This is a genomic window from Parendozoicomonas verongulae, from assembly GCF_009711465.1.
Lineage (GTDB): Bacteria > Pseudomonadota > Gammaproteobacteria > Pseudomonadales > Endozoicomonadaceae > Sansalvadorimonas > Sansalvadorimonas verongulae.
The window spans coordinates 1-14,047 of record NZ_SMME01000787.1 but is presented as its reverse complement, the minus strand read 5'-3'; the positions used below and the strand labels follow the sequence as shown (position 1 = coordinate 14,047).

11 protein-coding genes are annotated in these 14,047 nt (G+C 50.5%); 4 read left to right on the top strand and 7 right to left on the bottom strand.

The features are described 5' to 3' along the window. A partial coding sequence (locus E1189_RS26220) for an RING finger protein (RefSeq protein ID WP_408014704.1) occupies nucleotides 1–430 on the bottom strand: 430 nt, incomplete at its 3' end. Nucleotides 431–946: 516 nt separating this feature from the next. Between E1189_RS26220 and tkt the strand changes: the two genes are divergently transcribed. Next, a complete protein-coding gene (gene tkt / locus E1189_RS07225; RefSeq protein WP_155159360.1) occupies nucleotides 947–2,953 on the top strand; it encodes a transketolase in 2,007 nt (668 codons plus the stop codon). A gap of 66 nt (nucleotides 2,954–3,019) precedes the next feature. Here tkt and E1189_RS07220 read toward each other — a convergent pair whose 3' ends face one another. Next, nucleotides 3,020–4,903, bottom strand: a complete 1,884-nt coding sequence (locus E1189_RS07220) for a hypothetical protein (RefSeq protein WP_155159359.1) — start codon at nucleotides 4,901–4,903, stop codon at nucleotides 3,020–3,022. A gap of 178 nt (nucleotides 4,904–5,081) precedes the next feature. Between E1189_RS07220 and gap the strand changes: the two genes are divergently transcribed. Further along, complete coding sequence (gap, locus tag E1189_RS07215; RefSeq protein ID WP_155159358.1) at nucleotides 5,082–6,104, top strand: type I glyceraldehyde-3-phosphate dehydrogenase; 1,023 nt, start codon at nucleotides 5,082–5,084, stop codon at nucleotides 6,102–6,104. 5 nt (nucleotides 6,105–6,109) lie between these two features. Here the strand turns inward: gap and E1189_RS07210 are convergent, their stop codons facing one another. The 5 genes from E1189_RS07210 to E1189_RS07190 form a co-directional block, all read right to left on the bottom strand. Next, complete coding sequence (locus E1189_RS07210) at nucleotides 6,110–6,595, bottom strand: type II toxin-antitoxin system YhaV family toxin (protein WP_155159357.1); 486 nt, start codon at nucleotides 6,593–6,595, stop codon at nucleotides 6,110–6,112. A 37-nt stretch (nucleotides 6,596–6,632) separates the two neighbouring features. Continuing rightward, nucleotides 6,633–6,845 (bottom strand): hypothetical protein, encoded by a 213-nt coding sequence (locus E1189_RS07205; protein WP_155159356.1) that lies wholly within the window; start codon nucleotides 6,843–6,845, stop codon nucleotides 6,633–6,635. 199 nt (nucleotides 6,846–7,044) lie between these two features. Next, a complete protein-coding gene (locus tag E1189_RS07200; RefSeq protein ID WP_230460242.1) occupies nucleotides 7,045–8,148 on the bottom strand; it encodes a hypothetical protein in 1,104 nt (367 codons plus the stop codon). A gap of 311 nt (nucleotides 8,149–8,459) precedes the next feature. Next, the gene (locus E1189_RS07195; protein ID WP_155159355.1) at nucleotides 8,460–9,410 is read right to left on the bottom strand and encodes a glycerophosphodiester phosphodiesterase; all 951 of its coding nucleotides are present in this window, start codon (nucleotides 9,408–9,410) and stop codon (nucleotides 8,460–8,462) included. 32 nt (nucleotides 9,411–9,442) lie between these two features. Beyond that, the gene (locus tag E1189_RS07190; RefSeq protein ID WP_155159354.1) at nucleotides 9,443–10,843 is read right to left on the bottom strand and encodes a TrmH family RNA methyltransferase; all 1,401 of its coding nucleotides are present in this window, start codon (nucleotides 10,841–10,843) and stop codon (nucleotides 9,443–9,445) included. A 177-nt stretch (nucleotides 10,844–11,020) separates the two neighbouring features. Here E1189_RS07190 and E1189_RS07185 point away from each other — a divergent pair, with 177 nt between their 5' ends. Then, on the top strand, nucleotides 11,021–12,415 hold the full coding sequence (locus tag E1189_RS07185; protein WP_155159353.1) for a DEAD/DEAH box helicase: 1,395 nt from the start codon (nucleotides 11,021–11,023) through the stop codon (nucleotides 12,413–12,415). A gap of 163 nt (nucleotides 12,416–12,578) precedes the next feature. Then, nucleotides 12,579–14,047: ankyrin repeat domain-containing protein (locus tag E1189_RS07180; RefSeq protein WP_155159352.1), on the top strand; the 1,469-nt coding region annotated here is incomplete at its 3' end.

Sequence of the window (14,047 nt, the reverse complement as noted above, 5' to 3'; positions counted from 1 at the left end):
CTTCCCTGTAAGGGCGCTTTCTGCATTGCTGCTTATGGGGCGTGAGCTCCCGGCGAGGCAGGGTTTCACCACAGTCATAATCGCAATTTACAGGTTCATCAGAGCAAGATAACCTGTGGTCGTCCAGGTCATTGTACCCCCCTGACCACTTGCATTGCTTACTCAGACAGCGAAAGTTTGTATTGTTAAGGGTTAAGAGTCCTGCCTTCACAGTAAACCTGGCTGTGCCCCTGTCTGTTAGTTTTGTACGACACTCAGGACAATCATTGAGACGGTCGAAATGATTCTCAAAACAGGCTTTGCAGATTTTATGCCCTCCTTCGCAAACAGCGACACTGCTCACGTCATCGTAACACACGGTACATTCTGTGACTGCTTTGGGAGCTAGCCATGAGGTTCCTTTAATTGATACTTGATGGTCTGTCTGCATGGCTTTGTCCTCTTGCTGTTTTCTGTTGCTGGTATCGTCTGCGCTTGTGGTAATTTTTCGCTCAACATCCTGGACTGAGGCAACTTCGTAGCCAAAAAGGGATTTTGTGGACGATAGAAGATAACCAATTCCTTTCACTGCGTAGGTAACCGGTGAAGCCAAAGTCCAAAGGCCAAAGGCATTTGCCGAACAGCTCTTCGGTGGGCATTTCATCGTCTCGCAGGTACATATCTGAGAACGGGGACACGTCGTCTGAGTTTATGCGATTCTCGGCTATGGCCTGACTCCCTTCAGAAGTGTGACTTCAATGTTCTTAAAACTCTGACAGGGGAGTTATGGGAATGTTCGAGGAGATGACAGTAATGGTTATGTGGCTTGACAAAGCTGTCAGTAAAGCTTTTGGCAGAGAAATTCGGTGATTTGGTTCACGTTTTCCCTCGCAGCCATTAGAATACCGGGTTTTCCGGCCTACCCTCGCAATCCCTTATTCGTGTAACAAGTGGAGCCACTGGTTCGATGACTACTCGCCGCGAACGCGCTAACGCCATCCGTGCCCTGAGCATGGACGCTGTCCAAAAAGCCAAATCCGGTCACCCCGGTGCCCCTATGGGTATGGCTGATATTGCTGAAGTGCTGTGGAGAGATACTCTCAAGCACAACCCCAATAACCCTGAATGGGCCGATCGTGACCGCTTTATTCTGTCCAATGGTCACGGCTCGATGCTGTTGTACTCCCTGCTGCACCTGACGGGCTACGATCTGAATATTGAAGATTTACAGAACTTCCGTCAGTTGAACTCCAGAACGGCCGGTCACCCTGAATACGGCTACGCCCCAGGCATTGAAACCACCACCGGCCCTCTGGGGCAGGGCATTGCCAACGCTGTAGGCATGGCAGCTTCTGAAAAAGTTCTGGCGGCTCAGTTCAACCGTCCTGGCCACGATATCGTTGATCACAATACCTACGTGTTCCTCGGCGATGGCTGCATGATGGAAGGTATTTCCCACGAAGTTTGCTCTCTGGCGGGCACTCTGGGGCTGGGTAAGCTGATCGCTTTCTACGACGACAACGGCATCTCCATTGATGGCGAAGTGGAAGGCTGGTTCACCGACGATACCGTTAAACGTTTTGAATCTTACGGCTGGGAAGTCATTCCTGCTGTTGACGGTCACGACTCCGATGCCCTGATTGCTGCTATCGCTCAGGCAAGGCGCAACACCGACAAACCAACCCTGATCTGCTGCAAGACCACCATCGGTTTTGGTTCCCCCAACAAGGGCGGCAAGGAAGATTGTCACGGTGCACCTCTGGGTGACGAAGAAATCGCCCTGACCCGCAAGCAGCTTGGCTGGGAGCATGGACCTTTCGAGATTCCCGAAGATATTTACAAGGAGTGGGACTGCCGTGAAAAAGGTGCTGCTGCCGAATCTGACTGGAACACCCGCTTTGAAGCTTACAAAGCCCAGCACCCTGAGCTGGCGGCCGAGTTCGAACGCCGCATTTCTGGAGAACTGCCAGCAGACTTCTCTGATCGCGCTGCCGAATATATCCGTAGCTGTCAGGCCGAAGCTGCCAAGGTTGCCAGCCGCAAAGCTTCTCAGAATACTCTGAATGCCTTTGGCCCCATGCTGCCGGAATTTCTGGGTGGCTCTGCTGACCTGGCCGGTTCCAACCTGACTATCTGGAACGGCTGTAAGTCCATCACCGGTGAAGATGCCAGCGGTAACTACATGCACTACGGTGTGCGTGAGTTCGGCATGACTGCCATGATGAACGGCATGGCCCTGCACGGTGGCTTCATCCCTTACGGTGCTACCTTCCTGGTGTTCATGGAATACGCCTGCAACGCTCTGCGTATGGCGGCTCTGATGAAGATCCAGCAGATTCAGGTTTACACCCACGACTCCATCGGTCTGGGGGAAGACGGTCCGACTCACCAGCCCATCGAACAGCTGGCGAGCATGCGCGCCACGCCAAACCTGAACACCTGGCGCCCCTGTGACACTGTGGAATCCGCAGTGGCCTGGAAGCATGCTGTCGAGCACAAGACTGGCCCATCGGCACTGGTATTCTCCCGTCAGGGGCTGCCTTGCATTGAACGTACCGATGCCCAGCTGGCTAACGTTGAGCGCGGTGGTTACGTTCTGAAAGACAGTGAAGGTGAGCCAGAGCTGATTCTCATCGCCACCGGTTCTGAAGTGGAACTGGCTGTGAACGCTTATGATGCCCTGACGGCCAAAGGCAAGAAGGTGCGCGTTGTGTCCATGCCTTCAACGGAAGTATTCGATGAACAGGATGCAGAATACCGCCAGAGCGTTCTGCCTCTGGAAGTGGGCGCACGTCTGGCTATCGAAGCTGCTGCCGCTGACTTCTGGTACAAGTACGTTGGTCTGGACGGACGCATCATCGGCATGACTACCTTCGGTGAGTCTGCTCCTGCTGCCGACCTGTTCCGCGAGTTTGGTTTCACCCTCGAGAACGTGCTGACTGTTGCTGAAGATATGCTGGACGATCTGGACTAATCATCTTCTCTTGCAATACATCCGTTTCACCCAAGGCGGGAGACCCTGAACAGGCCTCCCGTTTTTTTAACTCTCGATGGATACTTTGACCGTTATTTCTTGAGTGTCCTCAGAAGAGTCTGACCTGTCAGACACATTGTCATCATCGCGTTCCTCTTCCTCAAGAAGGGCTGCCTCTTCACTCTCTTCCAGACGCCTTGTGCGCCTTCGGCGTTGTTGCTCCTCTATCAATAGCGGTGTCTGTTCCGTTGGAGTCTGGGCACCCGTGCGAGAGCACGTAGCCTTTATGGAGCGATAGATATTCACTCCCAGATCTTTCACGGCATTTTTTACACCTTTGAGTTCAGGGCCAATCATCCATGTATGCAGGAAACCCGCTGTTGCTCCTATAATCGGCAGAATATACAACGCTGGCTGTACGCCTCCGAGACATGGGTCTTCTTCTAAGTCTTTTCTGACTGCACCGTAGATCGTCAACGTGTAACACAGGCTGGCACTGATGCCGAGTGTGAACATCGCGACATCGGCTTTGGAGGCCTTGCGCCATGTATTGCATAAACCACTTTTGATGCTCTTACTTAAGATTTTGGCGTTATCAAAGGAGAGCACGCCAGTGGCGATGGTTTCCGCAACCGAGAACACCTGAGCACAACCCTGAGCGGCTGCGTAGTAAGCGGTTTGTGCTGCGGATGCGCACACCATGGTTGGATAATATCTGGTGAGCAGAGAGTTAACCGATGGGCTGTTATCACTCCAGGTAAAGCCACTACAGGCCAGAGAAAATGCTGTGAGCAGGCCCAGTTGTCCTACTCTATTGCAGCCTTTGGTTCTGGCTTTCACGGCATCGTCTTCAAGGGCTTTGACAGAAACAAGGTCCCCTCTTCCGGCTTGGGCTGCTTTGATCTCGGCAATAATATTGCGGTTTCTGTGGGATTTTGAGGCAATAGGCAAAAGCCTCTGAAGGCACTCTCCAGCCCGCGGGCGAATCAATCGCTTCGCCAGCTCTTTGCACAGGGCTGTTTTGTCTGCGATCTCTTTGATTTCCGGTTTTTCAAGCTCTTTTGCAATATCATCCTGCAGCCATTTGGCGCGCTCTGCGAGCATCTCTTTGGCATCATTCTGGCCTTTAAGGATAAAGGGGAGGCGATCAACAAAATTCCAGTAATAAAAAATATTCCCCAGAAAAGAGATACCTGCACCAGCAAGGGCAACAGGTGCTCCCAAGCCCAGTGTAGAAAGAGCCACATAACCGGCAATCGAATCAATCATGGATGGCACAAGAGCGACAGTCCCACTCAATAGTTGCCAGCGGTGAGATATACCTTCGAAAGGCATATGGTTTACAGCATAAACCCCTAACAGGTTGGTTGTTAAATACGACATGGCTGTGGTGGCAATCGCCAGCGGGCTGGCCACGAAAGGAGGCATGTGAAAGCCTTGAAACATCTCTTCAATGGCTGACAGTCCCAGCCAGCGCACAACGCCAGAAGCTCCGAGAAACAATGTGCTCAAAGTTGCTCGATGTGCGAGGTGGTGTTTAAGGCGCAGGTCGTCATCTTCAAAGGAGTCAATCACGCCCTGGAACACTTCAGCGGCTGACCAGTCCTGATCATCATCACGCAGTATCGAAAAATTATCTAATGGCGCAACGTTCTCAGAGTTTGTCTGCTCAGTGCCTGAAAGATTGGACACGAGCCGGGGTAAGACCATGCTCCCCCCCGGTGGAATGGGTGCTGGAGTGATGCACACTTCTTCTTCTGCTGATGTGATACTGCGCTGAGTCAGCTCGCCTGCCGGTGGGGTTAAAGGTTTGAACGCTGGAGGTGTTTGGCATCCAGGACCTGCGTAGGTCATGGAAAGCTGAGTGACTGCAGAGCTTCCAGAGTTCGTTTTTCCGGGTATGTCTATTGGGGCAGTGGGCGTTTGCACCTGAACGGCGGGTTTGATCATAGTTGAGCACCTTATGATATGTGTTGTGTCTCTAAGAGCACAAAAAGCCGGAAAAGGTGCGTCAACCTGTCTGGACTGTTGCGCATACTGACAGTCAGGAGTTGTTTAAGGTTTTTATCCCCAGCAGCATTTTCAGTTACTATGCAGCCCAACAAAATACTAAGAACTCGGAACGCAAATGGCTTACAGGATTGCGATCAATGGCTTTGGCCGTATCGGGCAATGCGTCTTGCGGGCGTTGTATGAAAATGGCTACCGAAATCAGCTTCAGGTGGTTGCTATCAATGAGCTGGCAGACACCCGCACTATCGCCTATCTCACCCAGTACGACACAACCCACGGGCAGTTTCCCGGTCAGGTTTCCCATACCGATGATGAGCTGGTTATTAATGACGATCGTATTCGGATTTTCCATGAGAGCGACCCGAAGAACCTGTCTTGGCATGAGCAGGAAATAGACCTGCTGCTGGAATGCTCCGGCTCATTCAAGGATCGGGAAACCGCCGAACAGCATATTCAGCAAGGCACGCCCAAACTGCTGTTCTCCCAACCTGCTTTGGCGGATGTGGATGCCACCATTGTCTATGGTATCAATGAAGAATTACTGCAGAGTGATCATCGCATTGTCTCAAACGCATCCTGCACCACCAACTGCATAGTACCGGTGCTCAAACTGCTGGACGACAAGTGGGGCATCAGCGAAGGAACGGTAACAACTATCCACTCGGCGATGAACGATCAGCCCGTAATAGACGCCTACCACCAGAGCGACCTGCGCCTCACACGCAGCGCCCTGCACTCTATCATCCCGGTGGATACGGGCCTCGCCAAAGGGATCGAACGCCTGCTTCCCCAGCTGGAAGGACGCATTCAGGCAACCGCCATGCGGGTGCCGACAATCAATGTATCCACCATGGTGCTCACGGTGAACCTGAATGCGGATGTCACGGAAGAGGCTGCGAATCAGCTAATCAAAGACGCTGCAGAAAGTGGTCGGTTGAAAGGTATTCTCGGTTACACCGCTGATCCTCATGCCTCGGTGGATTTCAATCATGACAAACGTTCAGGCATTGTGGATGGCACTCAGACACAAGTGAGTGGCAGCCGGATGCTGAAAGTCATGTGCTGGTTTGATAATGAGTGGGGGTTTGCGAATCGGATGCTGGATGTTACGTTTGATTGGGTATCTCTGAGGTTATGAACAGACTACGAAGCTTCTCCGGTCTCTTCGGAGAGAGGTTTCGCTTTCCCTATGAGCTCATCCCATGTTCGAGGAACTTGCCCAGTTTGCATGAGCACTTTGAAACTTTCGTATACGTCGGTCTTGGACCCAGCTTTTCTCTGCGTTTTATCGTTATTAAACCACGCATAGACAATGGCTTTTGGCTGAGAGCTGCGAAATTGGAAAAATAGCCTGTAGCGAGAAGGCAATCCTGCCTTTACGCGCCTCCAAGCCTTATTTGTAGGTCCAAGAGTCTTCCCTAATAAATATTTGGTATCTTGAGGGTTTTCAGGAACTTGTTCATAAATAGCTGTGGTTACTGCTATCAGGAGTTTGTACTTCGGATGGCAATTCAACTTCTCAGGACGTTTCTTGGCGACAGTTTCTACGTCAGTCACAAGCTGTTGAAGCTGCTCTAAGAAAACTGTTAAGGCGTAAAGTTCCCATCCATTCTGTGATAAAACTTCCATCAACTAATTCGTCTACCTTTGAAAGGTCTTGGCGTTATTAGCCTTCCAGAAGTTCTTCGCGAGTATCAGGTGCTGTGGCAGGCTGAGCTTCGGCCATTTGCTGAAGCCGGGCAATTCTTTCAAAGAGAGATTTGGGTATAGGCTGGACAGCACCTTCTTTTTTCATCTCTTCATCAAGGATATTAAGAAAGCCACTCTCAACCTTTCTATCTTCTCGAAATTGAGTGAGGTTTGTTACTTTTTCATCCACTTTTATATCCCCAGTATTTGAACTCTATCGCATAATACAGCGCAACGAGAGGAGAATAGTTGCTTTATTGTTCTTATGCTAAATCCTACCTCGAAGCCAAGTATGTGCCAGCTATACAGATGATGCAAACGATGCAAAAGCAATGGTCCGGGTACTTATATACATGATCTGTGCAGCTAACGTATGAATGATAATATTGCTAACTTGATTTGGCAGGCATGCAGGAAAGCACATCCGTCTTGAAGTAAGGCTTCTGGTTCACCCAGAAGATGTAATCCACATTCAGGAAGTTTTTCGCGAAAGCGTGCAGCTGGGGAACAATGTTCTTGTGGTTGGCAACAACCTTGGTGGTGTTGGTCTGACCAATGTAGTTACCGTCCTGAACCGCGATACCCAGCGGTGCGGTGTATTCGTGCTCATGCATCATCGCCAGTGAATGGTTCAGCTGGCTGCGTTTGCGGAACATCAGGTCTGGGCCGCCGAGGCCAACGCCGATTTTTTCACCGTAGCTGTAGATGTCTTTCAGGTAACCCTTGTCTTCCCATGGCAGCCATTCGCCGGGCATAAAATTGGCGTACTGCATGGTGGTGGAGTGAGGGAATGCCGTTTTCATGGCCAGCATATTGGCCTTTAAACCTTCCACGTAGCTTTCTGGTGTGAAAGTTGGTTCAGTTTTTGGGCTTACGCCGATAGCCGTTTCCTGAAGGTTGATACCTTCAATCTTGCCATCGAACTCTTTACCCAGTGCTGCGAGCAGCAGTGCGAAACGCTTCTGCACCTTCTTGTCCCAACGCCTGGCAACCCAGCCTTCCGGTTTGCTCTTGGGGTTGTCGCCATCAACGTACTGATACACGGCACCGCCATTGTATTCATCGCTGAGAAGATACTTGGGTACGGCTTTGTAATTCGGGTTGAAGGTTGCGTCCTGCAGCTGGATAAACAGCTTTTTGCCGTGGGCTTTCAGGTATTCGTAATCCTCTTTGATGATGGAAAAGTCGTAGTGATCTTTGCTGGTTTCCAGCTGTGCCCAAGAGTACATGATCTGTGCACCCTGGAAGTTGCTGTTCGTCAGCAGAGAGTGGTTGCGTATCTGGTTACGGCCGCGCGAGAAGTAAACAAAGTTTTTGATGTGGTCCTGCCGAATGGGGCAGGTGGCATCGGTATATTCTTTGTAGGCGTCTTTATAACGGTCGGCAGGGTTTTGCCATTTGGCCTGTGCGGTTACGGAGAAAAACGCGCAAAGGGCAGAAACTGTTAACAGCCTGGCTCCACGCCGACACTGCAACATGAGGTTTTTCGACATAAAACGATACCGATCCTTCCTGGAAAAGTTTCCTGAGGATAAGTACCCGGACCATTGCTTTCGCATAGTCTGGCGGCGTCTTTTTCCGCCCTTGCTGCGTCACAACTCTTATCACGTAGCGGGCTACGCTCCCGACGCTGTTCCTTGAAGAGCGAAAAAATCCACTCGCCATCATTATGCGAAAGCAATGGCCCGGGTACTTATGAGGGATTAAACGCGGGTACTTGGCGTAATGAAGGGAAACTTTATGTTTTAAGGAGAACCGGCATCAATTACGGAATATCCGTTATTGATACCGGTTTCATGCCTGATCAGGCGAACAGTTCTTTAGCGCCGATGAAGTTATCGGTGAAGAAACCATCAATGCCGATGGCAACCTTGGCCTTCATATCATCCAGATTGTTGATGGTGTAGCAGTTCACCTTGAAGCCACGGGCGTGAGCCTTTTCTACAAACTCACGGGAGGTGTTCTTCCAGTTGGTGTTGATGGCTACGCAGCCCAGCTCTTCAGCGGTGTCGATCACCGCGTCGGTGTAGCAGTTGCCGGTGAAGTTATCTTCCACAATGTCCATCAGAATCTGGCGCTGCTGGTCATCCTTGATGTGCTCTGCAGCCACAGGCTCGAGAGATTCCAGGTCTGTGAACTTGGTGAGCATGTAGGCTTCTTCTGGGTAGTTGAAGAATGTCACCCACTGCCCTTCCAGCTCAGGCACCTGCTCTTCCAGAGGTGCACGCACAACAGCACCGTACAGGAAGGCGCGCTCAATCTCTGGGTGGGCTTCCTTCATTACCGCCAGTTCACCGGGGTTGAAGGAGCTGATAAAGAAGTCTTCGTTACGCAGTCGTTTATCTGCCAGCCACTGGCTCATCAGCTCGGCGCTGGCTTTGCCAGACAGATTGCCTTTCAGTTCAAGGTGCATAACCGGACGGGTTTCTTCTGGCGTTTCTGCCATCAGAACAAACATATCTTCCAGTGTAGGAATTGGGTCTTTGCCGTTCTCGATTTTGCCCGCGTATAGCTCCTGTATTTGTGCAAAGGTAGTTTCGCACACCAGGCCTGAGCCGGTGGACACTTCTGCCAGGTCCAGGTTGTGAACAATCACTGGCACGCCATCGGAGGTAACCTGTACGTCGAACTCAATAGCAGGGGTGCCTTCAGCAATAACCTGCTTGAAGCAGCGAATGGTGTTCTGGTTGAAGCTTGGGTAACTGCAGCCGCGATGAGCGATAATCAGAGGAGCGGTATTGGTAGTTAATTCCATGATCTGTTTGGTTTTTGATCGAATTAGTTGGATTATAAGTGCATTTTTGATTGACTTTTATTGAGCCGTGGCAACATAGGTCCGGTTGATTGCAGGCGATTAACAAGGAGTGCAGCGGCAGCGGTGACGTTGAGGCAGGTTGTAACACCGTGTTGAGGTATGGTTACCTGTTGTTCTGAGAGATCAATAGCGTTTTTTGACATTCCGTGTCCTTCATTTCCCAGAATCACAGCAATCAACGGTTCTCTTACTGTGTGATCCAGTGCAGTAGCCTCTTGGGACAAAACAGAGCCGTATATAGAAAAGCCCCTGCTTTTCAGTTGTGCAACACATGGTTCGATACACTCATGGTGTGTGATTTGAACAGGGCATGTCAGCTGATTCGCCAGGGCGTCTATCTGCGTGTGGTTTTCGGACTTTTTGCTGACGTAATGAAGCTCTTTCATTGCACTTTTGCAGGCGAGTAGAATGATATTAAACATGTTAATCGGTTCTGACAGCTCTTCCATGATTATGACCGTCCGGTTTTTTCTCTCTGTTTGAGCGCTAGGGTGGCTATGTTTAGCTATCCAGGAATTGGTGGAAGATTTTTTATCTGTTCGTCGTATAAGTTTGCCAAAAACTCCTCTGTTGTACTGAAGAGTTTTGGTGAGCAGAGTTGTTATGCAAGAGGTGTCGTTTAAACTGGGAAGCCTTGCTACAACTTTCTGGATGTCTGGGCGGGAGGCTGCGGCCAAATGAGTAATTTGTCCCAGTCTGATGTTCGCATTCAGGAAGAGTGTCTGTAACCTGGTCAGATCCTTATCAAAGGCGCAATGGTCACCGATAATAAGTAATGTTGGTTGGACTTCCCGCTGGCTAAAGCTGTTCAGTTGTTCTGATGTATCTTCAGCAGTACAGGTGATGGTCTGGAAGCCAAGTTCCGTAAACTCTGTGACTAAAGCTTGCTCCTCGTTTTTGTCGTATAGGCGAATATCAAGCCATTTATCAGCCCTGCCTGGTGCAAACAATTTTGAGTGATGGAATGCCCTGCCAAATACCAGATCAACCAGAACATGATGAATGCCTAGAAAGTCGATAGTTCGAAGCAAGTGCCTCACAACCTGATGGCAAACCGTTGGACGGAACATGACGGCCATGTCTCTCCGCTTTTTGGCAACCGTGTTGCTAGTTTTTAATTTCCTTTTGTGCTGCCCAATAATGGGTGAAGCCGATTCTATCTGGCTGGTTGGATTAATTACAATCCCCGGAGCAGGAGGGGGAGAATATGACTCAACAGTTTGCGTGGATTGGCCAAAACAGGCAGCGTGTGGCTTCAATTGGGAAGATTGATTTACAGGTTTTTTTTCAGTTCCGGCTTCAAGGGCGGTACTGAATAAGCCCATATACAACATACATATGTTGCACAGCAGGAATCTCAAAATAATCTTCATGCCTGGCTAGTCCAAAGAGGTCAGAATTATTCTTGTCTGCAGGGCGGATATTATAAGTCAAGCGAAGCTTTGCCTGCTGTGTTCTGGGTACTTAAGTCCCTAAACAGTGAAATGCGGGCTGTTTTCTCGCGTTTTTGCTAAAGTTCGCCGATTCAAGCTTTATTTCTGAGACAGACATTGACTACTGAAAACCAGATTCCCCAATCCGAGACTCAGCCCACCACTGGCCGTTTCTCTGATCTGGAGCTCCATGAGCGCCTGCTCAAGGGGCTGGACACACTGGGCTTTGACACGCCTACCGAAGTTCAGGGCAAAACCATCCCTGAAGCCTGCGCCGGGAAAGATCTGCTGGTAAGTGCTGAAACCGGCAGCGGCAAAACAGCGGCCTTTGTATTGCCGATTCTGAACCGCTTCCTGAATACCGACGCGCCTCGTTCAGCCACCCGCGCTCTGGTGCTGGTGCCTACCCGTGAGCTGGCTCGTCAGGTGCTGCAGCAGTGCGAAGCGCTGGGCAAGTTCACCTTCATTGAAGCGGGCATGATTGTGGGTGGTGAAGATTACAAAACCCAGATCAAACTGCTGCGCAAGAACCCGGAAATCCTGATTGCTACCCCTGGGCGCCTGCTGGAACACATGGGCCGCAAGGAAGTGGATCTGTCTGATCTGGAAGTGCTGGTGCTGGATGAAGCCGACCGCATGCTGGATATGGGCTTCAGTGAAGATGTGCTGAAAATCGAGAGCGCGTGTAAAAAGGATCGCCAGACCCTGCTGTTCTCCGCCACTCTCAAGCAGAAAGGCATGCGACATGTGATCAAGCAGGTGCTGAAAGAGCAGCACGAAACCCTGCTGTTGAGCACCGCTCAGGATCAGCATGGCAGCATCCGTCAGCAGATTATGCTGGCTGACGATCCAGCCCACAAAATCCGTATCGTGACCTGGCTGCTGAAACACGAAACATTCCAGAAAGCCATTATCTTCACTAACACCCGTGAGCAGACCAACGCTCTGAACACCATGCTGCGCAAAGAGCAGGATTTGCGGGTGAGTGCTCTGCACGGGGAGATGATTCAGCCAGACCGTAACCGGGTGATGATGCTGCTCCGTGAAGGCAAGGTGAATATTCTTGTGGCGACGGATGTAGCGGCTCGCGGCCTGGATATTCAGGGCGTGGATCTGGTGATCAACCTGGATATGGCTCGTAACGGTGACGACTATGTGCACCGTATTGGCCGTACTGGCCGTGCCGGTCAGGAGGGCACAGCTATCAGCCTGATTGGCCCGAATGAATGGAACCTGATGTCTGCTATTGAGCGTTACCTGAAGGTGCGTTTCGAGCGCAAGACAGAAAAGGCCGTAGAAGGCAGTTACAAAGGCCCGAAGAAGGTGAAAGCCTCCGGCAAGGCTGCCGGCACCAAGAAGAAAAAGAAGACCACCGCCGAGAAGAAGGCTGCTGCCAGAAAGGTTACGCGCCCCAAGAAGCGCAAGGCCCCTGCGGCTGGTGGTGAGAAAAAGCCTGTGGGCGTTGATACGGGGTTTGAGCCCCCCCGTCGCAAGAAAGCCCCCGTCTCCTGAGCTCTGCCTCCAGATCACAGCCCGCTTAAAGCGGGCATTTTTTTCTTCTTCTCTGTTTCCTCCCATACGAACGTATTTGTTATCTGGCGCCTCTCTGACCGGGGAACTGTTCAGGCCGTGAGTAAGTCTGAACACTTCAGAAACGAATACATGGAGGGCTGTCATGAACGCTTTTTCTACACTCTACCGAGCCTCTGGCCTTGCACGATTTGTTGATCCGATATTAGGACAAGGAGAACAGGCGGGTGAACAGGCTGTTTTAAATCATTTTGTTGTTCGGGACTGTACAGCATCAACGCGAAGAAGAATGCTGGTCTTTCTGGAGTACGGTGTTAGCGATAGCCATATGGTGAACTCGCTCAGTCAATATGCTTGCTATCAGGGCGAGGGAAGAATTTCCAATAGCAACCAGTTAACTGCCTTTCTTGCCCGGAAAAAAGTAACTGTTCAGTTATTGACCAGTCGGTTAGTCAGACATTGTGATGACCTGGAGAGAGCGATTAGCACTGGAAATGTTGATGAGCTGAAAGGCCTGCTTGTTCTGAAAGCTGTTGATATCAATAGACCACTTTTTGTGCGTAACCAAACAGCCTTGATGCTGGCAGCACAGCAAAAGATAAACAGTCTGGACATGGTTGATTTGCTTTACAGAACCGGTGCCAATCTGAAAGCACATTACCTCTGTGAGAATGAGGAGCAGAATCAGTGCCGGAATACCCCTTTGGTCTCTGCTTTCAAGGCGGGCAATTTAGACGTTGTCGATTATTTTTTGGATATGATCCCTCCAAAGGCCAGGAACTGCCCTTTCCACCCCCAGATGCTACTCAAGAGTGTAGCTATATGGAATGGCTATGGCGTGTTCCGGAGACTGGTTGATGAGGCCGGAGGGTTCACCTTCGAAAGGGAGTCGGAATATGCCAACCTGTTCGAGTGTGCAAGTATTGGCGGGAATGTGGATATTATTCTAACCCTTCTTGAAAATGGGTTTAACCCTGACCTCCCTGAATTTGAGAGAGATATTTACCATGATCCTTTGTATCTTGGCCTTCTGAGGCCCCACGGGATGCGGGGGGAAAGGTGGACAGATAACGAATTTTACAGGGTGATCCGGGAAATGTTGCTGGTCGGGGCTGTAATAGGCAAGAATTGCAACAGATATCTGTCTCTTCTTTTGATAGGACGGCCCCATGACTATGAACAGATCTATCAGGCGCTGATGGAAGCGATAAGAGACAATAAGGTTGATAAGGTAAAGGCTGCCGCTTTGTTAGGGGCTGAGTTCCCTGAGGTGGTGAGTGTGACAATGTCTCCTGGCTCTGAACCGGAGGAGATGAGTCTCACGCAATGGGTAGAAAAAGGTTGTCCACCAAACACCCCCCAGGGGCTCGAGCAAAACAGACAGGGTATGCTGGAGGCCTTGCGCGCTATCAATCTGATTAGTGAAGCCGATCTGAAACCTGTTCTGGAGTTAGAGCCTTTTCATCAGCTGGTGCCCAAGAGTGTGGATGAGAAGGATATTGCTGAACACCTCTATAGCCTCCTGTCACTCACGCCATGGAAAATAAGAGATGCTGTTGATCAGGTACTCCCAACGTCAGCTGCTGATGTTGATGTTGATGATGTTGATGTTGA